This is a genomic window from Desulfosporosinus acididurans, assembly GCF_001029285.1.
GTDB classification, from domain to species: domain Bacteria; phylum Bacillota; class Desulfitobacteriia; order Desulfitobacteriales; family Desulfitobacteriaceae; genus Desulfosporosinus; species Desulfosporosinus acididurans.
Genome location: NZ_LDZY01000010.1, coordinates 1 through 24911, shown reverse-complemented (window position 1 = coordinate 24911; position 24911 = coordinate 1). Strand labels below are relative to the sequence as shown.

Annotated in this window: 21 protein-coding genes and 1 pseudogene; 21 read left to right on the top strand and 1 reads right to left on the bottom strand. The window is 45.1% G+C overall.

Going from position 1 to position 24911, the window contains the following annotated elements:
* Positions 1-502: 502 nt before the first annotated feature.
* The 18 genes from lipS1 (at position 503) to DEAC_RS14215 (ending at position 20216) form a co-directional block, all read left to right on the top strand.
* A complete protein-coding gene (lipS1, locus tag DEAC_RS14300) occupies positions 503-1384 on the top strand; it encodes a LipS1 family lipoyl synthase (RefSeq protein WP_047810756.1) in 882 nt (293 codons plus the stop codon).
* Positions 1381-2352, top strand: a complete 972-nt coding sequence (gene lipS2, locus DEAC_RS14295; RefSeq protein ID WP_047810755.1) for a LipS2 family lipoyl synthase — start codon at positions 1381-1383, stop codon at positions 2350-2352. The genes lipS1 and lipS2 overlap by 4 nt, the downstream gene beginning before the upstream one ends.
* Positions 2353-2356: 4 nt before the next feature.
* Positions 2357-3172 carry a lipoate--protein ligase family protein gene (locus tag DEAC_RS14290; protein WP_047810754.1) on the top strand — a complete coding sequence of 272 codons (816 nt, stop codon included), beginning with the start codon at positions 2357-2359 and terminating at the stop codon, positions 3170-3172.
* A 172-nt stretch (positions 3173-3344) separates the two neighbouring features.
* Entirely contained in the window at positions 3345-3923 is a 579-nt protein-coding gene (pduL, locus tag DEAC_RS14285; RefSeq protein WP_047810753.1) for a phosphate propanoyltransferase, read from the top strand.
* A 181-nt stretch (positions 3924-4104) separates the two neighbouring features.
* Entirely contained in the window at positions 4105-4779 is a 675-nt protein-coding gene (locus DEAC_RS14280) for a TraR/DksA C4-type zinc finger protein (protein WP_047810752.1), read from the top strand.
* Between the two features lie 80 nt (positions 4780-4859).
* Positions 4860-5345, top strand: a complete 486-nt coding sequence (gene lspA / locus DEAC_RS14275; protein ID WP_047810751.1) for a signal peptidase II — start codon at positions 4860-4862, stop codon at positions 5343-5345.
* Positions 5346-5562: 217 nt separating this feature from the next.
* A complete protein-coding gene (locus DEAC_RS14270; RefSeq protein WP_047810750.1) occupies positions 5563-6603 on the top strand; it encodes an RluA family pseudouridine synthase in 1041 nt (346 codons plus the stop codon).
* A 163-nt stretch (positions 6604-6766) separates the two neighbouring features.
* Complete coding sequence (gene pyrR, locus DEAC_RS14265) at positions 6767-7312, top strand: bifunctional pyr operon transcriptional regulator/uracil phosphoribosyltransferase PyrR (RefSeq protein ID WP_047810929.1); 546 nt, start codon at positions 6767-6769, stop codon at positions 7310-7312.
* 220 nt (positions 7313-7532) lie between these two features.
* Positions 7533-8468, top strand: coding sequence for an aspartate carbamoyltransferase catalytic subunit (locus tag DEAC_RS14260; RefSeq protein ID WP_047810749.1), 936 nt, complete (start codon positions 7533-7535; stop codon positions 8466-8468).
* Positions 8455-9765, top strand: coding sequence for a dihydroorotase (locus DEAC_RS14255; RefSeq protein ID WP_047810748.1), 1311 nt, complete (start codon positions 8455-8457; stop codon positions 9763-9765). Before DEAC_RS14260 ends, DEAC_RS14255 begins: the two co-directional genes overlap by 14 nt.
* A gap of 75 nt (positions 9766-9840) precedes the next feature.
* Complete coding sequence (gene carA, locus DEAC_RS14250) at positions 9841-10938, top strand: glutamine-hydrolyzing carbamoyl-phosphate synthase small subunit (RefSeq protein WP_047810747.1); 1098 nt, start codon at positions 9841-9843, stop codon at positions 10936-10938.
* A complete protein-coding gene (gene carB, locus DEAC_RS14245) occupies positions 10938-14111 on the top strand; it encodes a carbamoyl-phosphate synthase large subunit (RefSeq protein WP_047810746.1) in 3174 nt (1057 codons plus the stop codon). Before carA ends, carB begins: the two co-directional genes overlap by 1 nt.
* A 188-nt stretch (positions 14112-14299) precedes the next feature.
* The gene (locus tag DEAC_RS14240) at positions 14300-15148 is read left to right on the top strand and encodes a dihydroorotate dehydrogenase electron transfer subunit (protein WP_047810745.1); all 849 of its coding nucleotides are present in this window, start codon (positions 14300-14302) and stop codon (positions 15146-15148) included.
* Positions 15135-16055: a dihydroorotate dehydrogenase gene (locus DEAC_RS14235; protein ID WP_047810744.1), complete on the top strand. Its 921-nt coding sequence runs from the start codon at positions 15135-15137 to the stop codon at positions 16053-16055. Before DEAC_RS14240 ends, DEAC_RS14235 begins: the two co-directional genes overlap by 14 nt.
* Before the next feature lie 80 nt (positions 16056-16135).
* Positions 16136-16819: an orotidine-5'-phosphate decarboxylase gene (gene pyrF / locus DEAC_RS14230; protein WP_047810928.1), complete on the top strand. Its 684-nt coding sequence runs from the start codon at positions 16136-16138 to the stop codon at positions 16817-16819.
* A 59-nt stretch (positions 16820-16878) separates the two neighbouring features.
* Positions 16879-17487, top strand: coding sequence for an orotate phosphoribosyltransferase (gene pyrE, locus DEAC_RS14225; RefSeq protein ID WP_427846268.1), 609 nt, complete (start codon positions 16879-16881; stop codon positions 17485-17487).
* A 91-nt stretch (positions 17488-17578) separates the two neighbouring features.
* A complete protein-coding gene (locus DEAC_RS14220; RefSeq protein WP_047810743.1) occupies positions 17579-18433 on the top strand; it encodes a YihY/virulence factor BrkB family protein in 855 nt (284 codons plus the stop codon).
* 301 nt (positions 18434-18734) lie between these two features.
* Positions 18735-20216 carry an alkaline phosphatase family protein gene (locus DEAC_RS14215; protein WP_047810742.1) on the top strand — a complete coding sequence of 494 codons (1482 nt, stop codon included), beginning with the start codon at positions 18735-18737 and terminating at the stop codon, positions 20214-20216.
* A gap of 241 nt (positions 20217-20457) precedes the next feature.
* Here DEAC_RS14215 and DEAC_RS14210 read toward each other — a convergent pair whose 3' ends face one another.
* Positions 20458-22410 carry a penicillin-binding protein gene (locus tag DEAC_RS14210; protein ID WP_047810926.1) on the bottom strand — a complete coding sequence of 651 codons (1953 nt, stop codon included), beginning with the start codon at positions 22408-22410 and terminating at the stop codon, positions 20458-20460.
* A gap of 381 nt (positions 22411-22791) precedes the next feature.
* On the opposite strand from DEAC_RS14210, the gene DEAC_RS14205 reads away from it, so the two are divergent.
* The 3 genes and pseudogenes from DEAC_RS14205 to DEAC_RS14195 form a co-directional block, all read left to right on the top strand.
* On the top strand, positions 22792-23475 hold the full coding sequence (locus tag DEAC_RS14205; RefSeq protein WP_047810741.1) for a DUF2225 domain-containing protein: 684 nt from the start codon (positions 22792-22794) through the stop codon (positions 23473-23475).
* Positions 23476-23600: 125 nt separating this feature from the next.
* Entirely contained in the window at positions 23601-24167 is a 567-nt protein-coding gene (gene mnmM / locus DEAC_RS14200) for a tRNA 5-(aminomethyl)-2-thiouridylate-methyltransferase MnmM (protein WP_200903141.1), read from the top strand.
* Between the two features lie 131 nt (positions 24168-24298).
* A pseudogene (locus DEAC_RS14195) lies at positions 24299-24911 on the top strand (transposase); the annotation flags it as partial.

Sequence of the window (24911 nt, the reverse complement as noted above, 5' to 3'; positions counted from 1 at the left end):
ACACTTTCGTGCCAAACCACAGGGTAATACCTGATGTGAACCACTGGCTCCGCTGCCCCATGCAGCCTTTGTGGGCTTTACCGCCTCTCCATGCAATGAGTTCACTCTTGTGGGCGAAGCTGCCTTGCTTTAGAGTCCCTAGTTTTTCCAGGATAGGTACTCATGCAGCCTAAATGGGACGCCTTTGGAAGAATGAAATTAGGTCGCTAGGGTCAGCTATCTTCAGCGGATAAGTACTCTTTGGGGATTGCCGCTTCGAGCGAAAATGTCCACTGGACACTTTCGTGCCAAACCACAGGGTAGTACCTGATGTGAACCACTGGCTCCGCTGCCCCGCGCAGCCTTTGTGGGCTTTACCGCCTCTCCATGCAATGAGTTCACTCTTGGGGGCGAAGGTGCCTTGCTTTGAGGTCTATGGTCTGTAGTCTTTTCGGGGTAGATATCCAAGTTATAATACGGTACTATCAGAGATGAGTTTTAATTTAAGTGAGGATGAAGAGAGATGGAGCATGAAGATGGCTTGAGCCTTATTCAACGGGCATGGATGGTGCGGCGGGCGAATTTTAACGATGAGATCTTCTTTGACTTTCCCACTCAGACAGAGAGCATCACTCTTACAGGTCATTCCTGTGCTCTTAATTGCGCTCATTGCGGCGGACATTACCTGACGGGGATGTCTAGTGTCGAAGAGATTCAAATTCGCGGGGCTCTTAATCAGAGTTATCCATTTCGCAGTGCACTTATCAGTGGAGGGTGTACACGGGAGGGGAAGGTCCCTTTCCCGGAACATTTGGAATTTCTGCGCAGGCTTAAAAGAAATGTTCGTTTGAATTTTCACGTGGGATTATTAAGCGATGAGGAAGTTCCTTTGCTTAAAGATTTGGCTGATGTCATCTCTTTTGACTTCGTAGCAGATCGGGAAACGATACGTGAAGTGTATGGCTTGGATTTTGGCCCGGAGGATTACCGCCGGGTTTTTCTTGCTTTGCAGGACGTAGTGCCGGTGATGCCCCATGTAACATTAGGCCTGAAAGGGGGAGAGTGGCAGGGGGAAGAGGCGGCTTTGGAAGTGCTTTCCGAACTAGATATTCGGGGGTTGATTTTTAATGTGTTTATTCCGACACCGGGAACACGCTATGCCGATAGGCGGCCTCTGCCTGTGGAGGAGGTTATTGACTTTTTGGCTAGGGCAAGGATCCGTTTCTCTAAGATACCTTTAGTTTTGGGATGCATGCGTCCTAAGGGAAAATACCGGCAGGTTCTGGATGAAGCCGCCGTTGATTTGGGTTTGAATCGTTTAGTTATGCCGACCCCGGGAGCTCGGCGAAGAGCAGAAGAATTGGGCCTTAAGGTTATACACGGTGAGGAGTGTTGTGCTTTATGATACGATGTTCTCTGGGTACGGCTAAAGTCTTGGGTTTAAAAAAGGTTAGGGTTGATGTTTTACCTACAACTGCCTACCTGATGGTCGGAGAACACTGCCGCTTTAATTGTGCTTTCTGTGCACAAGCCCGCGAGAGTGGCGCTCGAGCAGATCTTCTCTCGAGGGTTAGCTGGCCGGATTATGCCAATGAGGTATTCCTCCAAGGATTACGGGTCTCTCAGGCCAATCATGGGCTGCAGCGAATTTGCTTTCAAGTGGTTCAGGATAAAGCAGCTCTAGAAGAGACTAAGGATTGGGTTAAAGCAGTTCAAGCGGAAACTGGAGTGCCAATCTGCGTGTCGGCAGGTCCCCGAAGCCTCGAGGAGGTTGAGGAACTTTTGAATCTCGGTGTTGATCATGTAAGCATTGCTTTAGATGCTGCAACTCCTGAGATTTATGCCCGCAGTAAAGATGGTTCATGGCAAGAACGAAGGGATCTGCTTTTCAGGTCTGCTCAAATGTTTCCTGGTCATATAGCAACTCATTTGATTGTCGGTTTAGGGGAAAATGACGAGGAAATGATTCATTGTCTGCAATCTCTCTGCGATCATGGTGTTACCACAGCGCTCTTTGCTTTTACCCCTGTACGGGGGACGCGAATGGAAGGAGTCGCTCAACCTCAGTTGTCTCATTATCGTCGGATTCAGGTTGCTCATGATCTCATCCGAAATCACTTAGGGCGGAAGGACGATTTTATATTTGAACAGGGACAGTTGATCAGCTATGGCATTTCTATCGATGTGCTGAAAGAAAAAAGGGGGGGAATACCCTTTCAAACTTCGGGTTGTACAGGCTGCAATCGTCCGTATTATAACGAAACGCCCGGTCAAGAACTCTATAATTATCCGAGGCCTCTGACTCAAGATGAAGCGGTAAGGGCTTGGGCTCAAGTTCGGAGCGGTTTGGAGAAATCAAAGGAAAGCGAGTGATCCTATGGATTTGTGGCGTTACCTGCCTTATGCTGCAGCCTCGGGAGCTGAAAATATGGCTATTGATGAGGCGTTATTACTGATGATGGTTCAGGCTACTGATCCTCAGCCCGTTCTTCGCTTTTATGGCTGGAACCCGGCAGCCTTATCCCTTGGTTATGCTCAAAGCTATGAGCGAGAGGTTGATGAAAGGGCCTGTCAGGCGGAAGGAATTGACATTGTGCGCAGACCGACAGGAGGGCGGGCGGTTTTGCACCAATATGAGCTGACTTATAGTGTCATTGCCCCGGAAAAGGACCCGAATGTTTCAGGGACTGTAACGGAATCCTATTTGAAGATCAGCAAAGCCTTATTATCCGGATTTCAAGCCCTGGGAATTCCGGCAGAGATGTCTGTTGGCGGAGTTGCGAAGGAAACAACTACTGCGGCTTGTTTCGATGCTCCTTCATGGTATGAACTTGTTGTCAACGGCCGAAAATTGGTGGGGAGCGCTCAGATGCGGAAAGAGGGGATGCTTTTGCAGCATGGATCGATCCTACTCCATTTTGATGCCGATCTTCTGTTTCGGCTTCTGAAATTTCCCAATGCAGAGCTGAGGGAACGTTTACTGCAACGATTTAAAAAAAAAGCTTGTGCTTTGGATGAAATCTGGCCTCAGCCTATTGGGCGAGAGGAATTGGAGCGAGAGATCTGCCGCGGATTTTGTAGAGTTATGGAGATTGACTTGATTCAAAGTCAATTAACAGACACTGAACGATATTTAATGCAGGAAATACTACGTTCCAAATATCGTTCTGATACTTGGAATAAGAAACGCTAGGCTCAGATGAGATCGCTTAACATAAATTTAATTATGATATTTATACTTGGATTTGTGTCGTTTTATGATGAAATGGAGTATACTATTATTTAATGAAATTTCGCACCCGGAAATTTCTTTCGGGCAGATGTTATGATTTCATTCGCAGTAACTATGGAGGGTGATAAATCTAATGGCTAGTTTTATGGTTCCGGTAGGTATTTCCAACAAACACATTCATTTGTCCCAGGCGCATATCGAAGAACTCTTTGGTGCAGGTCATACGTTGACGAAAACAAAAGATTTAAGTCAGCCGGGTCAGTTTGCCTGTGAAGAAACGGTGACGCTTATTGGTCCTAAAGGTTCCATGCCGGGAATTCGTGTTTTAGGACCGGCCAGAAAGGCGTCTCAAGTGGAATTAGCAGCCACGGATACCTTTAAATTAGGAGTTAAACCTCCGGTCCGGGACTCTGGAAAGCTTGCAGAGACGCCAGGAATCGATGTTGAAGGCCCTAAGGGAAAAGTTCATCTTGATGAAGGGGTTATTATTGCAGCTCGCCATATTCATATGACACCTGAAGAAGCTCAAAAATATTCCTTAAAGGATGGAGACCATGTCCGGGTTGTGGTTCCAGGTGTACGAGGCGGAATTTTCGACCAAGTTCTTATCCGTGTCAGCCCAAATTATGCCTTGGATATGCACATTGATACAGATGAAGGAAATGCTTTCAGTCTCGCCAATGGCATGCAATTAGAGGTTCTTTTGGATTAGATTTTTGAGGTTCTTAAGTTTCTGTGATAGATGACGAACTTCGCGTCACAATTATGTGATGCGGAGTTTTTTTCTGTTAAAGTTTTTTGGGTAAATAGTCAGCGCGTGGGAACACTAGGATTATTGAAACGAGATTAAAAATTTACGGAGCTTGCTTGGAGCATTGGAAAGGGGCAGTGAGATGAATAATGGGTCTCGTTATCTAAAACTAATCGATACGCTGCGCGCGGAAAAGGAAAGCTTAACGGAGATGGCAGCAGAACTTATTAATGGAGATATGAGGGAGTCTCTTGGTGAACTGTCGGTTGCGGACAACCATCCGGCCGATGTGGCGACTGAGGTATATCAGCGTTCCCAGGATGTTGCCTATCATGATCGTTCTGTACATAGGATTGAAGCTATTGATGCAGCTTTAGAGCGTTTTGAGAAAGGCACCTATGGAGTCTGTGAACGCTGCGGTCAAGAGATTCCCTATGAACGGCTTGAACTTGTGCCCTATGCGACGGTATGTACTCAATGCAGTCGTGAGGAAGAAAAAGAGGAGCAGCATTCATTGCATCGTGAACCTGTCGAAGATGAAATTCTCAATCGTCCCTTTTCCCGAACGTTTAATGACGGGACGGATCGAGTCGAATTTGATGGTGAAGATGCTTGGCAGGCAGTAGCCCGTTATGGAACGTCTGATTCACTTCAGGATTTAGGGACGAATAGAGATATATCAGATCCCAATGATTTGTATGAGGATTCTGATGAGGTCATTGGAGCCAGCGAGTTTATAGAAACCATCGAGACCGGCCGAGAACCGGAAGGGCGAGGCAATACAATCCATTATAGTGAGAAACACGGGCGCACTTAGATGAATTGCCTGCGAAAAGGAAAATTTGCTCTCCTTAAACCCCTGTGTTAAGATGAGAAAGAACAGGGGGGGTTAAAGGATTGTTGGTCTGGTTTGCAATGATTGGCGTATGGATCGTTGATCGTCTCTTAAAAGTGTTGATTCAGAAGAATTTTGTGCCGGGCGAATCACTGATAGTCATTCCCAAGGTATTTCATATTACCTATGTCCTTAATCCAGGGGCCGCCTTCGGCTTGATGGCTGGACGTACCTGGATTTTTGTTGTGACAGCTCTTGTGGTTGTGGGCGGGGTAATTTATGGTCAATTTCGAATTCCCCAAAAAGAAGTGCTTCTGCGGTTGGCTATTGGCTTGATTGGCGGAGGGGCTCTTGGTAACTTATATGACCGCCTTGTGATTGGCCGCGTTGTCGATTATATCGACGTGCAAGTTTGGCCCTATGTTTTCAATTTTGCTGATAGTATGATCGTTGTTGGCGTTGGACTCCTGATGCTTAAGTTATATCTGGACGAGAAAGTTCCCAAAACTCCTGATCAGGATCTCAAGCCCAGCAATACTCAGGAATAATTTTACTATGAGAACCGCTCCTGCTTGCAGAAGTTGGGGCCGCCTTTCCCAATAGGAATACTTAGCGGCGAAGGAGGACTCTACCCCACCTGAAGTTAACGAAGGACCCATCTCTACTCATAAAAGTGGGAGTCTTAAAAACCGAATAAAGAATATAGGTAAATATAGTCATTAAAAGCGAATATTCAAGAATGAACGCAGATGATAGAATTTTAATATGGGATGGTTAGAATTAGGTGTGGAAACAAAAAAAGTAGTTGGCTCAGAACAGCTTGATGAAGACTTTAACGAAGAAATTAACGAGATTGAGTTGGGACTGGAAGATAGTTCTACGGAAATTGAAAGCTTAGAATTTGAAGTTTCGGAAGGAATTCGACTTGATGTTGGGGTGACTCATGTCTTAGGAAAGAGCAGGTCCTTTGTCCAAGATCTGATTGCCAAGGAATACGTTAAAGTTAATGGGCAGATTAAAAAGGGAAATTATAAAGTCCGCAAGGGTGACAGAGTTCAAGTGTCAATGCCAAAGCCTCGTCCGGCCACGGCAGAGCCAGAGGATATTCCTTTAGATATCCTTTATGAGGACCAGGATGTCTTAGTCGTCAACAAGCCGCAGGGTATGGTAGTTCATCCGGCGCCCGGTGCTTGGACAGGCACTCTTGTTAACGCTTTATTATTCCACTGTCGTAATCTCTCGGGAATTAACGGAGTTTTAAGGCCTGGGATTGTACACCGAATTGATAAGGATACTTCAGGGATTTTAGTAGTGGCTAAAAATGATGATGCTCACCAAAACTTAGCTGGTCAACTTAAAGTGCACAGTATGGAACGAATCTATTTAGCCTTGGTGCATGGCGTGATCCATGAACCTTCAGGTACTGTTGATGCGCCTATCGGACGTGATCCGTCGGATCGCAAGCGCATGGCTGTTGTTATGAATCATTCTAAAACTGCTGTCACTCATTACAAAGTTCTGGAACGTTATCCGGATACGACCTACATAGAAGTACATCTGGAAACCGGCAGGACGCATCAGATCCGTGTACATATGAATTATCTGAAGCATCCCGTTTTAGGGGATCCTGTTTACGGACCTGCGAAAAACAGGTTCGGGCTAAAGGGACAGCTTCTCCACGCGGCCCATTTAGGCTTTAAACATCCCCGGAGCGGGGAATGGATGAGGTTTGACGTTCCGGTGCCTGAAGTGTTCTCTAATCTTCTTAAGTGTTTGCAGGAAGGATTGACATTTCTGCCAACCTAAAGTAAACTTAATGACAGTTGAATGGCCTTTAAATGAAGTCCTGTGAGGCTTGGGAAGGCAGACGGAAGTAAGTTAAGGACTGTCTGCTTGGGAGACAGTTCTATTTGTTTTGTCACTCTGATCTGTGTTCTAAAGTTACTCCAGAAGGAAGGGGATGGATACTTTGGAGGGAACGGTTAAAAGCAAGATATTAGATGCTGATGGAATTCGGCGGGCGGTTATCAGGATTGCCCATGAAATTGTGGAGAAAAATAAAGGAACGGATAAACTAATTTTAGTAGGGATTCGGCGTCGGGGCGTACCTTTAGCAGAGCGTATCCAAAAGTATATCCTGGAATTTGAAGGAGTACAGTTACCCCTGGGGATTTTGGATATAACACTGTATCGGGATGATTTGAGTACGATTGATGTTCAGCCGGTTGTCCATGAAACGGATGTCCCGGTTAGCATTGAAGGGAAAACGGTAATACTGATTGACGATGTTTTGTATACCGGACGTACTGCCCGTGCTGCTTTAGATGCCACTATGGATTTAGGCCGGCCGGAGCGGATTCAGCTTGCTGTCTTAGTTGATCGCGGACATCGGGAACTTCCTATTCGCGCAGATTATGTCGGCAAAAACCTGCCTACGTCTCGCCGGGAAATCGTCGCAGTTTGTTTGCAGGAAGTTGATGAAGCAGAAGAGGTACTTCTCCTGGAACGGGTTTAATTGCAAGTTAACAAGTGAATACCAATAAAATATGACCTAACCCTTTAAATACCATCCAGAGAGATGGGCAAGGGGCGAGTAGGATTTTTGGCTATGCCTGTTTTAGTCCTCTCCCTTCTTGGGAGAGGACTTTTGATTTTTTCAGTCTCAATCTGGTTTTTGGATAAAAGTTGCAGCGAAGGGGATACCAAAAAGTGACAGCATTATTAGGAGGGTTACGATGAAATTGCAGCGTAAAGACGTTCTTGGGTTAGAAGAGATGGATGTGGAAGAAATTCGCCAGATTTTGCAGACAGCAAAAGTGATGAAGGGGATTTTGATGCGGCCCATTAAAAAACTGCCGACACTTAAGGGAAAATCCGTTGTCAATCTTTTTTATGAAGCTAGTACAAGGACAAGAACGTCCTTCGAAATGGCGGCTAAAGTCTTAGGCGCGGATACAACAAGCATTGCTGTAGCTCAAAGCAGTGTGAGCAAAGGAGAAAGCTTGTACGATACTGCCAAAACTATTCAGGCCATGCGCGCTGATTTAGTCATTCTTAGACATTCAAGTTCGGGGTCGGCAAGCTTTTTGGCGGATATTCTTGATGCAGGGGTTATTAACGCGGGAGATGGTCAACATGAACATCCGACCCAAGCTTTACTGGATATTTTTACGATGGAGGAAAAGCTGGGAGACCTGGAAGGGAAAAATGTGGTTATTGTTGGGGACGTTTTACATTCTCGTGTGGCCCGGAGCAATGTCTGGGGCCTGAGAAAACTTGGAGTCAATGTTACCTTGGTGGGTCCTCCGACTTTGGCACCGGCGGAGATGGGGGGCTTGGGGGTTAAACTGACTCATGATTTGGACAGCGTTTTGCCGGGCGCCGATGTGGTGATGGCTCTGCGTTTACAATTGGAACGGCAAAAAAGCGGACTGTTTCCCAGCCTGCGGGAATACAGCCATCTTTATGGTTTAACGAGTGAACGCTTAAAGAAGACCGGTAAACAAAGCGTGGTTATGCATCCCGGTCCGATGAACCGCGGTGTGGAAATTTCCGATGAGGTGGCAGACAGTGCTCAAGCCTTAATTGAGCGTCAGGTGACAAACGGTGTGGCAATTCGTATGGCCTTAATCTATCTCTTGATTGGAGGGTCCGCTAATGTTGTGGCTTAAAGATGTATGGGTTGTTGATCCTAGTCAAAAACTAGCGAGTGCGCAGAGTGTTCTTGTTAAAGAAGGAAAAATCCTGGCAATTTCCTCGTCCCTGACTGATGAAGAGGTTCAATTTAAAGTACAGGGCGAAGCTATAGAGACAATTGACGGGCAGGGCAAGCTCCTTTTCCCAGGCTTAATCGATGTTCATACTCATTTGCGTGAACCGGGGCAGGAAGATAAAGAGGATATCTTAAGCGGTTCTCGCGCTGCCGTGCGTGGAGGGTTCACGACGATTTTAGCTATGGCTAACACACAACCGGTTATTGACAAGCGGGCCCTGGCGGAGTTTGTACGTCTTCAAGGTGAACGAGCCGGATATGCTCATGTTCTGCCCATTGGAACTGTAACTAAAGGGATGCAAGGCGAAGAACTTGTTGAGATGGCGGATATGAAAGAAGGCGGAGTTGTCGCCTTTTCGGATGACGGAAAAAATATTCAGAATGCGGAAGTTATGAGACTGGCCTTAGAATATGTTAAATTAACAGGACTGCCGATCATCAGCCATTGTGAAGACAACTATTTAGCCGGAGACGGACTTATGCGCAGAGGAAGAGCCTCGGGGCGCATGGGACTCAAAGGAATCCCGGCCAGCGCTGAAAGTGTCATTGTTGCCCGAGACTTGATTTTAACAGAAGAAACAGGCGGAAAACTCCATTTAGCGCATATTTCTACAGCGGAAAGCGTGGAGTTGATTCGAAGGGCGAAAGCAAGGGGCGTGAATGTCACTGCGGAAGTTAATCCTCACCATCTTATATTCTGTGACGAAGATATTCATCTTACAGATACTGCCCTTAAGGTAAATCCGCCGCTGGCTTCCCAAGAAGACCGGGCAGCACTTATTGAAGGGCTTCAGGATGGAACTATCGATATGATTGCGACAGACCATGCCCCGCATACCCAGGCAGAAAAAGCGCGTCCTTTTGCCGAAGCTCCCTTTGGTATTGCCAGCTTGGAAACGGCTCTGAGTGCTGTCTATCAGTATCTGGTGCTCACTGGAAAACTTTCCTGGGAGCGGGTAATTGAGGCCTGGAGTTATTCTCCGGCTGAGCGCTTCGGGTTAAAGGGAGGAACGCTTAAGCCGGGAACTCCTGCGGATATGGTCCTTTTTGATCCGGGCTATAAGGAAGTTATCGAGCCGAGCAATTTAGTATCCAAAGCCAGAAATACACCATTTTTGGGAAAAACCCTGCAAGGTTTTCCAGTGATGGTCTGGGTGGAGGGCCGGTTAGTCCAAAGAAACCGTATGCTTCTGTAATTAATGGAGAAACATTGCTTAGTATTATTTAATTTAAGGCCTAAAATGTTATGAGAGTTGAGAGGGAGTGTCGAGGTGGCTTATCTCGTTTTTATGGATGGGACAACCTTTGAGGGGGAAACGTTTGGAGCGTGGGAGAAATGTTCTTCCTCATTGGCAGCAAGGGAAGTAGTCTTTAATACGTCCATGAGTGGATATCAGGAGATGATTACGGATTTATCCTATGCCGGGCAGATTCTGGTACTCACTCAGCCACAAATCGGAAATTATGGCTGGCATCATGAAGAAAATGAAGCTGACAAAACTCGTCTGCAAGGGCTTATCGTGCGTGAGCTTTCTCAAGGTGAGGGAAGTCTGCATGCTGAGGGGTCTTTGGAAGACTATTGTCAGCAGCATGATGTTCGAGGACTAAAAGGTGTTGATACGAGAGCACTGACGCGCTATCTAAGGGAATTTGGCACCTTGCCGGGAGTTTTAACTGAGACAAGAGAAGAAGGGCTTGATTTTTGGCAGAAGCAGAAAGACAGTTCGAATGAACATTGGGTATATCGTTCAACAGTTAAGGAAGTTTATGAAATCCCGGGGTCAGGTCCTTTAATAGCCCTGCTTGACTTTGGAGCCAAACGAAATATTCTTCGCTCTCTGCAGCAGAGAGGCTATCGAATCATGGTATTCCCGGCAGGATCAACAGCTGAGGAAGTCTTAAGGCAGCGCCCAAGGGGGTTGGTCTTAAGCAATGGCCCCGGAGATCCCAGCGAGCTGCCTGAAGTCGTTGATGTGGTCCGTCAATTGTATGATAAGCTGCCTGTTTTAGGTATCTGTTTAGGGCATCAGCTTCTCGCTCTGGCGGCCGGCGGGGAGACCTATAAACTGCCTTATGGACATCGTGGAGGGAATCATCCGGTCCTTGATCTGCGAACAGGTAAAGCAACGATGACTTCACAAAATCATGGTTATGCAGTGAGGGAAGATTCTTTAAAAGGATCCGGTTTTGAAGTGGCCATGCGTAATCTTAATGATGGAACGGTAGAAGGAATGGAGCATACAACATATCCGGTAATATCCGTCCAGTTTCATCCGGAAGGGGCTCCCGGCCCTGAGGAAAATAGTGAGATTTTTAATCATTTTACGAAAATGGTGGACGAAAATAGCCTGAGGAAGGGGAGAAGGTAATGCCCAAGCAAGAGTGGAGAAAAGTTTTGGTTATTGGTTCAGGTCCCATTGTAATTGGGCAGGCGGCTGAGTTTGATTACGCCGGAACTCAGGCATGTCGGGCAATACGCGAAGAGGGAATTGAAGTTATTCTGGTCAATTCTAATCCGGCGACCATTATGACAGATCGCGAGACGGCAGATCGGATTTACATTGAACCTTTGACTGTAGAATCCGTAGAGCGGATTATCGAACGAGAGAGACCTGACGGTTTAATCCCGACCATGGGCGGACAGACGGGTCTTAACTTAGCTTATCAACTGGCAAAACGCGGAGTGTTGGAACGTTGTGGTGTCACGCTGATGGGGACTTCCTTGCAGAGCATTGACCAAGCCGAAGACCGTGAAAGTTTTCGGGAGTTAATGCAGCGCTTAGGCGAACCTATCCCTGAGAGCAAAATCGTAGATAATATCGAGGACGCTCTGAAGTTTGCCGGGGAAACGGGTTATCCCTTGATTGTGCGTCCTGCTTTCACTCTGGGGGGGACGGGAGGCGGAATCGTTGAAAGTGATGAGGAACTGGAACAGATTGCCCGAAGTGGTCTGCAAGCAAGTCTGATTAGTCAGATACTCGTCGAACGCAGTGTCGCCGGTTGGAAGGAAATCGAGTTTGAGGTTTTGCGGGACGGTATTGGCAACTGTATTACTATCTGCCATATGGAGAATATGGATCCTGTGGGGATACATACGGGAGACAGCATCGTTGTTGCGCCCTGTCAAACATTAACCGATCGCGAAGTTCAGATGCTGCGCAGTGCTTCCCGCAGGATTGTCAATGGTTTGGGAATTGAGGGAGGCTGCAATGTTCAGTTTGCTCTTCATCCGTCGACGATGGAATATGTAGTTATTGAGGTTAATCCTCGACTCAGCCGTTCCAGTGCTCTTGCATCCAAAGCGACAGGCTACCCTATCGCTAAGGTTGCAGCGAAAATCGCTCTGGGGTACGCTTTGACGGAACTAAGAAATGCCGTAACGGGTAAAACTTCTGCCTGTTTTGAACCGGCCTTAGATTATGTTGTTGTTAAAATTCCGCGTTGGCCTTTTGATAAATTTACAGATGCGGACCGCAAATTAGGCACGCAGATGAAAGCTACCGGAGAAGTTATGGGCATTGGCAGGAATTTAGAAACGGCCTTGCTGAAGGCTATTCGCTCGCTGGATATTAAAGTATCCGGTGTTCTTTGGCAAGAACTGGAGAATTTAAGGAATGAGGAGCTTAAAACTGCCTGTCAGCACCCGGATGATCGCCAATTGTTTGTTCTGGCCGAAGGAATAAGACGAGGATGGCCCCTCGAGGAACTTACCAATCTTACAGGCTGGAACACCTACTTTCTCATGATCATTAAACGTTTGACAGACTTTGCCGAAGTTTTAAAAAGGTTCCCTTGGGATACAGAGAAATTAAGAAAAGGTAAACGATTGGGCTTTTCTGATTCTGAACTTGCAGAGTTCTGGCATTGCACAGAAGATGAAATCTATTATTTTAGACGTAAGAACGGAATTTTACCCGTATTTAAAATGGTTGACACTTGTGCCGGAGAGTTTGAAGCGACGACTCCTTATTTTTACTCCAGCTATGATGTTGAAGATGAAGGAGAAGTCCATAGGAAGCCTAAGGTGGTCGTCCTAGGGTCGGGCCCGATTCGGATTGGCCAAGGGATCGAGTTCGATTACTGTTCCGTGCATGCCGTCTTGGCCTTGAGGCGGAGAGGGTATGAGAGTATTATTATCAATAATAATCCCGAAACTGTTTCTACAGACTTTGATACTGCTGACCGACTCTATTTTGAACCTTTGACGCTGGAGGATGTTTCGGCGATTCTCGATAAAGAACGACCTGAGGGTGTTATCGTTCAGTTTGGCGGGCAGACGGCCATTAGTTTAGCCGGCAGCTTAGAGAGACGGGGCTATCGTATTTTAGGCACCAGTGTAGAAAACATTGACCGGGCAGAAGAGAGAGGAACCTTTGATCGCGTTTTACAGGAATTAGGGGCTAAGCGGCCGCGAGGCGGAGGAGCAACAACTATGGAAGAGGTTCGTCAAGTGGCAGAACGGATAGGCTTCCCCTTAGTTGTTCGTCCCTCATACGTTCTTGGCGGACGGGCCATGGAAATCGTCTATGAAGAGAAAGAGTTAGAGTTTGTTGTCAAGCGTGCTTTCAGTGCTTCTTCCGATCAAGAAATCTGGATGGATCAATATCTCCTCGGCAAGGAAGTGGAGGTTGACGCAGTTTCCGATGGTGAGAACGTCTTTATTCCCGGTATTATGGAGCATTTAGAACGGGCAGGAGTCCATTCGGGAGATTCGATTGCTGTCTATCCTCCCCAATCCTTAGAAGAGGCTATGCGCCATAAAATTATTACTCTGACAGAGTCCTTAGCACGTTCGTTAAACATTAAGGGCCTTTTAAATATTCAATATGTTATTTATCAGAAGGAACTCTTTGTTCTGGAAGTTAACCCGAGGTCCAGCAGAACGGTGCCCTTTTTGAGCAAAGTTACAGGCGTACCCATCGTGGATTGGGGAACCCAAGTGATCTTAGGCAGGGGTTGGGAGGACATTGGAATACCCCATGGTCTTTGGCCGCTGGAGAATCGAGTTGCAGTCAAGGCGCCGGTATTTTCCTTTTCCAAGCTGCAAAAGGTTGAACCTTCTTTAGGACCGGAAATGAAATCCACCGGAGAAGTGATGGGGATGGACAGGACTTATGAAAAGGCACTGTATAAAGCGCTCTTAAGTGCGGGGCTTTCCTTTACCCCTTACGGGACGGTACTTGTCACCCTGGCGGATAGAGATAAAGCTGAAGGGGTCGATCTCGTCCGCCGTTTTGTGGAACTTGGCTTTCGTATCTTAGCTACAGAAGGAACGGCTCGCTATTTAAAGAATAAGGGAATAAGAGTTGATCCGATTGCCAAGATTCATGACGGTTCCGATGAAATTATTGAGGGGATCCGGAAACAAAAAATTCAATATGTCGTAAATTCGACGACTCATGGCCGGGTTCAGGAAAGCGATGGCTTTGCCATCCGGAGAGCGGCAGTAGAGTATGGGATTCCTTGTTTTACGAGTTTGGATACGGCGGCGGCCCTGCTTCATGTCTTGGAAAGCATTTCTCCCAGTCTCCTGCCGCTCTAAGTAACGATGTGGAAAACAAATAATCATTCTCAGACACGCAATTTTGCGAACCTTATTATCAATCAAGATTACCACTTCGAAGTGTGAGTGGTTTGCGTACCTTGCTTCGGTGGCCCTTTCGTCACCGAAGCACCGATCTTCAGCTTTAGCTGAACAGTTTAATGTATCCTTAGAAAGGAGAGAATGCTATGCTTTCTCAGGGATTGGTCGTTAGTCATGAACAATTGGGCAACACTGATCAAAAGCTTAGACGGCTGGTTCTTCAAGGACCTGCTGCTCAAACTGCCCAGGCGGGACAATTCGTAACGGTTCAGGTTCAGGATTCCGCGCGGGCTTCCTTTGATCCCTTATTGCGGCGCCCCATTAGTATTGCCGAAATTTCTCCGGAGCGTGATGAGATCACGCTCCTTTACAGAATTAAAGGCAGGGGAACGGAAATTTTAGCTCAGGCTCGCTGCGGAGATAGTCTTAGTATCATGGGCCCTTTAGGAAATGGTTTTTCACTGCCTGAAGAGGGAGAACTTTGGTTGGTTGCCGGAGGGATTGGCATTTTTCCATTGTTTGCTTTAGCTCAGCGTGCTCTTAGTCAAGGTTTGAAAGTGCGGCTATTTTGGGGAGGAGAGTGCAAGTCCTTTATGGAAAGTGCCGGATTGGCATCGTGGAAGGAATTGGAAATAAAAACAAGCCTCAGCACCTTGGACGGGAGCCTTGGCGAAAAGGGCTTAGTAACGGAACCTCTTCATAGCGCGTTAACTCAAATTAAACCGGCAGACTCAAAACCCGAAGCCAATGAAGTCAGAGTAAGTGTGGCTGCTTGCGGTCCCAAAGGAATGATGCAAAGCGTTACTGAACTCTGCCAAAGGTTTGATGTTCCCATAGAAGTTTCCTTGGAAGAACGAATGGGCTGTGCTGTGGGAGCATGTCTGGGATGTGTATGTACTTTAAAAGATAAGGCCGGCCGCTTAATTCATAAAAAAGTTTGTTTAGACGGGCCGATCTTTAGGGGCGAGGAGGTTGTCTGGAATGAAACCTGTTGATCTGACAACTCAGCTTGGCGGAATTACCCTCCGAAATCCTATAATCACGTCTTCGGGAACCTATGGATTTGGTGAGGAGTATCTGGCTTACTGTCCTCTTGAAGCGTTGGGAGGGATAACCTTAAAGGGGATCACGCCGCTTCCTCGCTTGGGCAATCCTGTTCCGCGTCTCGCAGAAACTCCGGCGGGTCTTTTAAATGCTGTTGGACTGGAAAATCCGGGACTGGAGGAATTCCTGAAATCTTATCTGCCCAAACTAAGCAAGATTCCTACGGCGGTAATCGCTAATATATCGGGGTTTTCTCTGGATGATTATGCCTGTATGGCTCGGGCTTTAAAAAAGGGGTCGGGCATAACGGCTCTGGAAGTTAATATATCTTGTCCCAATGTGAAACATGGCGGGATGCATTTTGGGACAGATCCCAAGAGTGCACAGGAAGTCATGGCTGCCGTTAAGGCTGAAACGGATTTGCCCATTATTGCCAAGCTTTCTCCTAATGTAACGGATATTGTGGAGATGGCGCGAGCAGTCCAGCGAGGGGGAGCCGATGTGCTTTCTCTGATTAATACACTCTTAGGCATGAGTATTGACCTCAATTCTCAGCGTCCAGTTTTGGCGAATACCTTTGGAGGGCTTTCCGGGCCGGCGATTCGGCCTGTGGCTGTGCGGATGGTTTGGCAAGTGGCTGAGGCAGTAGATTTACCCATCATCGGGATGGGAGGGATTACTTCCTGGCAGGATGCGGTGGAATTTCTCTTAGCCGGTGCAACGGCTGTCAGCATCGGTACAGGGAATTTCTATAACCCCCAGGCTCCTTTGGACGTGGTTGAAGGAATCCGCAATTACTGTGAACAAAGAGGGTATTCTTCGGTACAGGAATTAGTAGGTTTAGCCCATCGAGGTTAGATTTTTCAAGAATCCTAATAGAACATCAGCGATAGAAAAAAGGAGGGCTATGAGTGGATAGAAACTTAAATAAGAGAATTATGGTCGCCTTGGATGTCAAAGGGCGGGAAGAAGCTCTTGTCTTAGCAAATGCTCTCCAAGGCAGCGGCTGTTGGCTGAAAGTCGGCATGGAACTTTATGCTTATACCGGCCCGGCAATGATTCGCGAATTAAGGGCACTGGGATTCCCAATTTTTTTGGATCTAAAATTGCATGATATTCCAACGACTGTTGAACGGGCTATACGAGGATTTGTGCAAGCAGGAGTAGATATGATCAATGTCCATTGCAGCGGAGGCTATGAGATGATGGCCCGAGCTGCTGCTGCGGTTCATGACGAAGGAGATACGTTGGAAGTTGTGCCCAAAGTTATAGGAGTGACAGTTCTAACCAGTATGTCGGAACACCAATTTCGTGAAGAGTTAGGAGTAGAGCGTAAACTGGAAGATCATGTTGGTATGTTGGCCAGACTTGCCGAAAAGGCGGGCCTGGATGGTGTTGTCGCCTCTGCTCAGGAAGCCAAGGAGATTCGCAGGAATACTGCGCCGGAATTTTTGATTGTGACACCGGGAATTCGACCGGCTTGGAGTGAAGCGAATGATCAAATGCGCGTTTTAACTCCACACGAAGCCTTAGCTGCGGGCAGCTCTTATCTTGTGGTTGGCAGGCCGATTACTCGTGCCCAGGATCCCAGACAAGCTTTAGAGAGATTATGGTTAAGATAAAACCCTGTTAAGATAAGACATAGAGAAAAGCAAAGAAAAGAAAAAAAGGAGCAAAAGCAATGACGGAAAATCAGATGAAGAAGGAAAGTAAGACACTTAAAACTGAAGAATATCTTGACTTATTCAGAAAAAGCAATGCCTTGTTAGAGGGGCATTTCCTCCTAACGTCCGGAAAACACAGCAGGCAGTATATGCAATGCGCGCAAGTTTTGCAGTATCCCGACCGGGCGGCAGTTTTAGCAGAAGGCTTAGCCGATTTCTTTCGGGACTTCAAAATTCAAACTGTAATAGGACCTGCTATGGGGGGGATCCTAGTAGCTCATGAAGTTGCCAAGGCTCTCGGAGTACGTGCCTTGTTCACGGAACGGGAAAATGGGATCATGCGGCTGCGCAGAGGGTTTATGCTTTCACCTGGGGAACGGGTTCTGGTAGTGGAAGATGTTGTCACAACAGGCGGATCTGTACGTGAAGTCATTGCGGTGGTTCAAGAGATGGGAGCTGTTCCCGTGGGAGTTGGGGTTTTGGTTGATCGCAGCGGTGGGACAGTGGATTTTGGCGTGCCCCAGAGTTCTATGCTTCAGCTCAAAATTGAGTCTTATGCTGCTGAGGAGTGTCCCCTTTGTGCTCAGGGAATCCCTGCCATAAAACCGGGAAGTCGAAAACTCTAAGGTAAACTTTTCTAGGAAGCATTTGGCTTAAGGAACAGTTTCTTGGGAATGCTAGATCAGAGTTGTTCCAAGAGGCTGGTGAGATTAACAGATGATTATGGTCCAAAAGGTCATAACTTTTGTCCGAACTTTAATGACGTCAATTATGGAACATAATATTGCTTCTCTGGCAGCAGTTATAGCTTTTTTTGGCTTTTCATCCATGATTCCGCTGCTGCTTCTTTTGATCTACGGTGCTTCAATTTTTATTCCTCAGGAGACTGTACAGAACTTCATATCGGCCGTTTATCAGTCATATGTTCCAGCTTTGCCGGATGCTAAACTTTATTTCTCGCAAAACGTGTCCAGATTGGTTTTATTGGGTTCGAACAAAGTGGGGGTTATTGGAATTATTGGGCTGCTATGGACTACTGTGGGCGGTTTTGTATCCTTTCAGCGGATTTTAGATACAATCTGGGAAGTGCGCAAGAGACGATCTTTTATTAGACAGTATCTCGTTGGCTTTGGCATGCTGATGATTCTCGTCAGCCTAACGATTATTTCCTCCTTGGCAACGATTGTATCTCTGGCTCTCGTAAAAAGTTTCCTTACTCCCAATCAGAGTATCCCTTTATGGTTGGCTCTTTTCCATGGGATATCTCATTTAGCCTTTCCTTTGCTGTTGTATTTGACATGTCTTTTTTGTTACAGATTTTTACCGTCCCAAACTATTCGCAGCCCTTACCTTTTGGCAGGTGCTTTGATTTCAACCATAGGAATATATCTTTCACGAGTGGCTTTTGTTTGGTACACTGAGCATTTAGGACGCTATGAGATGATCTATGGGAGTTTGACTTTCATTATGCTGTTTACGTTCTGGGTCTATATTTCCTGCATTATTGTGCTGTTTGGAGCTGAAGTGGCGGTCACTTTGAACAAGTTATCTAAAACCTTTGCTCGAGGTTAATTATTTTTCTGTCGCTGGAGTTGTTGTTTTGTTTTTTTAACATGATACCAGGCCGTGACGAATAGTACCATGGTAAAGAAGGCTGCGCTTGTGCCCTGGTTTGAAATGATGCTCATGTCCAACTCTCCTCACTAGTCTTATTGTAATTACACTATCATTTCATTCTTAAAAACAACTTAAGAAATTCTTAAACAACAGTTATAACGGTTGTTATATCTGTTGTTATAATGAGTGTTCCGTGACAAGTGGGAGAAAACTTTGCTATAATGAATTCTACAGGACATTTTAAAGGGGGTCGATCATGAAAAAGGCCATCTTATTTGTGATAGACTCTTTGCATCCGACCGTCTTAGGAAGAATTCTGGCAGAAGGAAATGCTCCGGCGCTGGCATTTTTAGCGGAACATGGGACTTATATAGAAGAGGTAGTTTCGACGTTCCCAACTATGACACCTGTGGCCACGAGTTCTATGATTACTGGAGCAGGACCTGATCGACATGGCGTTCCCGGGTTTATTTGGTATAATGAAACGATACGAAAAATAGTCGATTATGGTGCAACCTGGCAAAATGTTTTAAAGATCGGCACAGAAAAGGTTATTCGTAATTTGTTATTAAAGCTAAATAATGAGCATCTTGCTGTGGAAACGCCGACACTTTACGAAGTATTAGAAGCTTTCGGGGTTAGTTCGGGGAATATCAATCTTTTTATGCACCGTGCATCTCAGCCATTTAAGGCAAAACTTCCCTTTTCAATTGCTTTGGCAACGGGATTTCAACTTCGAGAGCCAGAGGTTTTTGGACCTTCTCATCTAACGTTAGGTCAGCTTGTCCATTTGCCTTTTTCCGAGCGGTTATCTGCTTATCCGAGGGGGCCTTTTCATCGTTTTGGTTTTAATGATGTTTTTTCCGGTGCAATAGCCCGTCAGCTTGTTCAGGAGGGGGTACTGCCGGATTTTACAGTTGTTTACTTTCCAGATAATGATAAGAATTCTCACCATTACGGCCCTTTGCGAACAGCTCCCTCTTTAGAATTGGCAGATCAGCAGATTGCTTCCATTCTCAATGAGTTCGGTTCCTGGGAAATGGCTCTTGAGAAAACAGCCATTATTGTTACAGGAGATCATGCGCAGTCTACGGTAGGGCTAGGCTCAGAATACCTGATCAATTTAGATCAGGCTTTAAAGACCTTTAGACGATTACGGCCAATGGAAGAGGCTGAAGAACATCACGAAATTGTTATCTGTCCCAATGAGCGAATGACTTTCATTTATGTCTTACAACGACGAGAGGTAATTTTACCTCAAGTTGTCGATATCTTGTCGAGAGATGTGAGGAATGCCCAAATTTCCTGGAAAATCGCTGAAAATAAATACACTGTTCTACAGGGCGGTACTAAGAGTCAGCTTTCCTTTTCCCGCGGGGGGCCTATTCTGGATGTTTACGGGCAAAGTTGGTCTTATGATGGAGATTTATCCGTGGTAGATGCCAAAGTGACCGACAGGAAAATGATTGAGTTTGGTAAATATCCCGATGCTTTTTCGAGGCTTATCTCTGCTTTGGAAGCACGTCAGGGTGATCGCGTGGTTGTTTCTGCCCTCTCGGGGTTTGAGTATTATGCAGAAGGGGCACCAACTCATCCTGGAGGAGGCAGCCATGGCTCGTTGGAAAAAGAGGATTCGACAGTACCTATGATTGTGACAGGAATGCCATTTGATTTAAAACATCCCCGGATTGTAGATCTTTTTCCTTTGATATTAAGGTATTTCGGAATTGAAAAATAGTTAAAAATATTGTCCGAAAGTTTACATAGTTAAGAAGTAAGTACCGATTTGGGCAATCGGTACTTTTTTATCCAATCGTGTGACTCCCACTTCAAGTGGGAGCGGTTCTCATGCCTTTGGGAACTATTTCCTCTCACTCGAATAACAGCAGTGACATCAATCATAATTCATTATTCAGCTGCAAAACAAAAAAGCCGTAAAATTCATTACTGAAAGATACGGCTTTTTATTCCAGCGACCGTTATGGAGACGATAAAGGTGAAAAGGTGATATTAACCATTGTTCCTTTAGTGACTACTTTTCCCGGAGCAGGTGATTGCTGATTTGCCAGACCGCTTCCGGAAAAATTAAAGTGAAGTTCTGATTTTTTCAGGACACTTCCGGCTTGACGCATGGTTAGTCCGGTTAAATCAGGGACAACGGTTTCCTCGGCACTTGGTGTACGTTCAGGTGTTACAGGTTTTGGAGAGGGACGAACAGAGGCTTCAGTGGGAGAAATTGAAACATCGCTTTGGGTATTGCTGGCTACTGGAATACCGTAGTATTGCAGAGTTCCCTCGAGGATGGCTTTGGCAGGAAGGGCGCAGATTGGACCACCGTCATGTTCTCCATCTGCCATTTTGGGGGTATCTACTATAACTAGCAAGGCAATTTTAGGATTTTCGGCTGGGGCATAAGATGCAAATGAAGCGATATAATCTGTGCTTGAATAATCTCCTGTGGCCGGATCAATCTTTTGGGCAGTTCCTGTTTTACCGGCTACATTAATTCCCGGGATTTTGGCCAGATACCCGGTTCCGTCGTTAACAACCTGCTCTAAGACTTGTGTCATTTGAGTCGCAGTTTCTTTAGAAATAACCTGTCGAACCGGTGTTGGTTTTTGCTGTTTGACTAACTGCCCATCGGGTGTTGTTATTTTGTCAACAATATAGGGCTTGTAAAGAGTTCCTCCATTAGCAATAGCCGAAATTGCTGTTAATAATTGAATAGGTGTTACTGAATTTGCTTGGCCGAAGGACATGGTTGCCAGGTCAAGCTCTCGGGCTTTGTTCTGAGGAACAAGAATGCCGCTTTCTTCACCTGAAATATCAATGCCGGTTTTAGCGCCAAATCCAAAGGCTCTGAGATAAGTATAGAAGGTGCCCATCCCCAGTTTCAAGCCGACTTGTGCAAGAACAACGTTGGAGGAGGATTGCATCCCCTGAGTAAAGGTGGTGTTTCCTCGGGACGCTATATTAGAATCCCAGTTCGTGATTACTTTAGGTCCAACTTGAAGATATCCCGGGTCATAGAATACTGAATTCGGGGTTATTACTCCTTCTTCCAAAGCGGCTGAGCCTGTAACTGTCTTAAACGTTGATCCTGGTTCGTAGGTCATGCTTATGGCAAGGTTACGGCGGACATCAGGGGTTACTTTTTGATAGTTGGAGGGATCAAAGGTCGGGCGAGATCCCATCCCCAAAATGCGCCCTGTCTTCGGATCCATCGCTAAAATTGTAACACTCTTAGCTTTAGTTGTTTGCTCCAAATTGTCAAGCTGCTGTTCAATTAAATATTGGATGGTTGAATCAAGGGTTAAAGTAAGGTTATCGCCGGGAATTGGAGCTTCTCCTTGAGAAGGAGCACCTAAAATGGAACGCGCTCGGGTATCTTCTTCTTGGGAGATAAATCCCGGCTTACCATACAACTCTTTGTCGTAATAGCTTTCTATCCCTTCCACACCATGGCCATCTTGAGTTACTATGCCCAGTGCTGAGGCTGCAAAACTACCCATAGGATTTACGCGTTTCTCTTCATCAGTCAGGCCGACTCCAGGAATTTTTAAGGCCATAATCTGATCTGCAATTTTAACATCAACGTGATGTGCCAGACTAATCCAAGAAAGTTTAGTTTTATTAAGGTCGGATAATATGTCCTGGGGCTCGATTCCTAAGAGACTTCCGAGTTTTTTAGCAACGTCTTCTTTAGTGCTTTTAAATTGCTTCTTGGAAATTAAGTCATTCAACGTTTTGGGATCTGCATAAACTTCTTTGACGGGAATACTTTGAGCTAAAACGTTTCCTTGAGCATCAAAAATAGCACCTCTTTGGGGTTGGACTTTTTCATCGTTTGTTCGTCGCTCGATGCCTTTTTGTTTGAGATCGGAAGCCTGAACTATTTGCAGGTCTATAAGTCTGCCCAAGACTAAAAGCATTAAAATTCCCAAAAATAATGGAACCCAACGGCTACGTGAAAAATAGGTTACACGTTTTTTTTCTATTTTCAAAGCTGCCTTCTACCTGCCCTTCTTTAGTCAACCGTTGAACAATATCGTTTCTTATTTATAAAAAGTCCCCTCGTTGAGAGGGGCTTTGGAAAATCGAAGAACGTTCATACACTATTATAGCTTAGATTTGCTCACCAGCCATATAGTTTGTATTAAAAAAATGTTAAACCATTAGTATGAAATTAACCCATTTATTGGTATAGAGCGATTGGATTTGTAAAATATGCAGGAATTAGAGCTAATGGAGTCGAAATTAGATATATATTTATAAAGTGTTTTCTGAGTCCCTCAAAAAAGGAGTGCAAGTAATTGGAAGATTTTTATGAAAAAGAAGTAAACTGTCTTTGCTGCGGACATAGTTTTAGTACTTTAAAAGTACGTTCCAGGTCTGCTGTTCCTTATAAAATTGATAGTGACTTTTGTCCCCATTACAAAGAGGGTACACCTAATCCGCATCTTTACTATGTTAGGGTTTGTCCGGAATGTGGGTTTGCCTTTTCGGATGATTTCTCCAAGAACTTTCCTACAGGAACCAAAGAAATCATTAAAGCCAAAATATCCTATGAATGGAGAAAGCACGATCTTGGACAGCTCAGGGATACAGCTAAAGGTATTGAAACCTTGAAATTGGCAATATATTCTGCTACCCTGAAGAAAGAAAAACATTCCGTATTAGCTGGTTTGTGTTTGCGGTTGGCTTGGATATACAGAACAGAAAATAAGCAAAACGATGAACAGCGATTTTTGCAGTTAGCCCTTCAGGAATATGAAGAATCTTATCTTTATTCCGATTTTAACGGGAGTTCAATGTCTGAACTGAGAATCTTATTTATGATCGGGGAGCTGAGTCGCCGACTTGGCCAATATACTAAAGCCGTTTCCTACTTTTCCAAAATTATTGAACATCCAAAGCGTAATGAAGAAGCAAAGATCTTGAATATGGCTCGCGCTCAATGGCAGATTGCTGCCGAGGAAAATCGAGAGTCTAAATAGCATTTGGGGATTGAGCTGGAAACTTGTTATCATAGTTTCCTCGAGTATAATTATACATAATAGGTTCACTTCAGTAGTGTGAATTTTTAATGAAGAAGTGATTATTCTTGAATGACAGAAGGAACATGTTTAAAAACGTTGTTGAATTAGCAAAGCAAATTTGTCAGTTAAAATTAAGGCAGGGAGACAAAGCGGCTGATTGCACAATGGGTAACGGCAATGATACTGCTTTCTTATGCGGCTTAGTTGGAGAAGAAGGAAAGGTTTATGCTTTCGATATTCAAGAAGAGGCAATTATAAATACCAGAGAGAAGCTGGGGCAATTAAAGCTTCAGGACAGAGCTGTCTTAATTCGTGATGGGCATGAGACCATTGATTCTTACATCAAGGAGCCAATTCGCTTATTTATGTTTAATCTTGGCTATCTTCCTAAAGGAGATCATGAAATAACAACCAAAAAGGACACTACACTTCAAGCTGTTCAGAAATGTTTAGATCTTCTGGAGCCTGATGGCCTTATTTTATTAGTTATCTACCCGGGACATGAACGGGGAAAAGAGGAGAAAGAAGCTCTCGCAGCTTTTGCCGCAACATTAAATCAAAAAACCTTTAATGTTGCTCATATACGCTTGACCAATCAGGTTAATGATCCTCCCGAACTTCTTTGTATTGAAAAAGTTCTTCCCAGATAAAAAACAGCGCAGAAATTACGAGGCCACTGAAAAAGTCCTTATAGTAAAAAGGTATAACACCTCATAATATAGAGGAAGTTATACCTTTTTTGTTTTATAATTATAGTATCAATTTCATGTAGGTGAGTTCTATGATTCAAAAACAACAATCAATGATCCTCAGTCCATTTATGGATATATATAATATAGTCGTACCAAAGGATAATCTATTGAGAAAAATGAACGAACTGGTTGACTTCTCTTTTTTGTATGACGAACTTAAAGGATAAATATTGTCTTGATAACGGTCGAAATGCCATCGACCCTATTCGGATGTTCAAATATTTATTGTTGAAGACTATCTATGACTTGTCGGATGTTGATGTAGTTGAGCGTTCAAAATATGACATGTCTTTTAAGTATTTTCTTCATATGGCACCAGAAGAGGCAGTTATTGAGCCGAGTTCATTGACCAAATTTCGCAAACTGCGTTTGAAAGATCTCAACCTTTTGGATATGTTGATCAATAAAACCGTAAAAATTGCGATCGAAAAGGAAATCATCAAAAGCAAAGCTATTATCGTTGATGCCACTCATACGAAATCTCGCTATAATCAGAAGACCCCCAAGGAAATCTTGATGGATCGGTCCAAAAAGCTAAGAAAAGCCGTTTACAAAATAGATGAATCAATGAAGGACAAGTTCCCCGCCAAAAACACAACTGATGTATTGGAAGATGAACTATCCTACTGCCAAAAGCTTATT

Excerpts from the sequence above, each read along its gene's own strand:
- DEAC_RS14260 (WP_047810749.1), top strand. The coding sequence starts at position 7,533 with ATGAAATTGCAGCGTAAAGACGTTCTTGGGTTAGAAGAGATGGATGTG.
- DEAC_RS14270 (WP_047810750.1), top strand. The coding sequence starts at position 5,563 with ATGGGATGGTTAGAATTAGGTGTGGAAACAAAAAAAGTAGTTGGCTCA.
- DEAC_RS14240 (WP_047810745.1), top strand. The coding sequence starts at position 14,300 with ATGCTTTCTCAGGGATTGGTCGTTAGTCATGAACAATTGGGCAACACT.
- mnmM (WP_200903141.1), top strand. The coding sequence starts at position 23,601 with ATGTTTAAAAACGTTGTTGAATTAGCAAAGCAAATTTGTCAGTTAAAA.
- pyrE (WP_427846268.1), top strand. The coding sequence starts at position 16,879 with ATGACGGAAAATCAGATGAAGAAGGAAAGTAAGACACTTAAAACTGAA.
- DEAC_RS14215 (WP_047810742.1), top strand. The coding sequence starts at position 18,735 with ATGAAAAAGGCCATCTTATTTGTGATAGACTCTTTGCATCCGACCGTC.
- DEAC_RS14235 (WP_047810744.1), top strand. The coding sequence starts at position 15,135 with ATGAAACCTGTTGATCTGACAACTCAGCTTGGCGGAATTACCCTCCGA.
- DEAC_RS14290 (WP_047810754.1), top strand. The coding sequence starts at position 2,357 with ATGGATTTGTGGCGTTACCTGCCTTATGCTGCAGCCTCGGGAGCTGAA.
- pyrF (WP_047810928.1), top strand. The coding sequence starts at position 16,136 with ATGGTCGCCTTGGATGTCAAAGGGCGGGAAGAAGCTCTTGTCTTAGCA.
- pduL (WP_047810753.1), top strand. The coding sequence starts at position 3,345 with ATGGCTAGTTTTATGGTTCCGGTAGGTATTTCCAACAAACACATTCAT.
- DEAC_RS14220 (WP_047810743.1), top strand. The coding sequence starts at position 17,579 with ATGATTATGGTCCAAAAGGTCATAACTTTTGTCCGAACTTTAATGACG.
- DEAC_RS14210 (WP_047810926.1), bottom strand. The coding sequence starts at position 22,410 with ATGCTTTTAGTCTTGGGCAGACTTATAGACCTGCAAATAGTTCAGGCT.
- lipS1 (WP_047810756.1), top strand. The coding sequence starts at position 503 with ATGGAGCATGAAGATGGCTTGAGCCTTATTCAACGGGCATGGATGGTG.
- DEAC_RS14255 (WP_047810748.1), top strand. The coding sequence starts at position 8,455 with ATGTTGTGGCTTAAAGATGTATGGGTTGTTGATCCTAGTCAAAAACTA.
- carB (WP_047810746.1), top strand. The coding sequence starts at position 10,938 with ATGCCCAAGCAAGAGTGGAGAAAAGTTTTGGTTATTGGTTCAGGTCCC.
- lipS2 (WP_047810755.1), top strand. The coding sequence starts at position 1,381 with ATGATACGATGTTCTCTGGGTACGGCTAAAGTCTTGGGTTTAAAAAAG.
- DEAC_RS14280 (WP_047810752.1), top strand. The coding sequence starts at position 4,105 with ATGAATAATGGGTCTCGTTATCTAAAACTAATCGATACGCTGCGCGCG.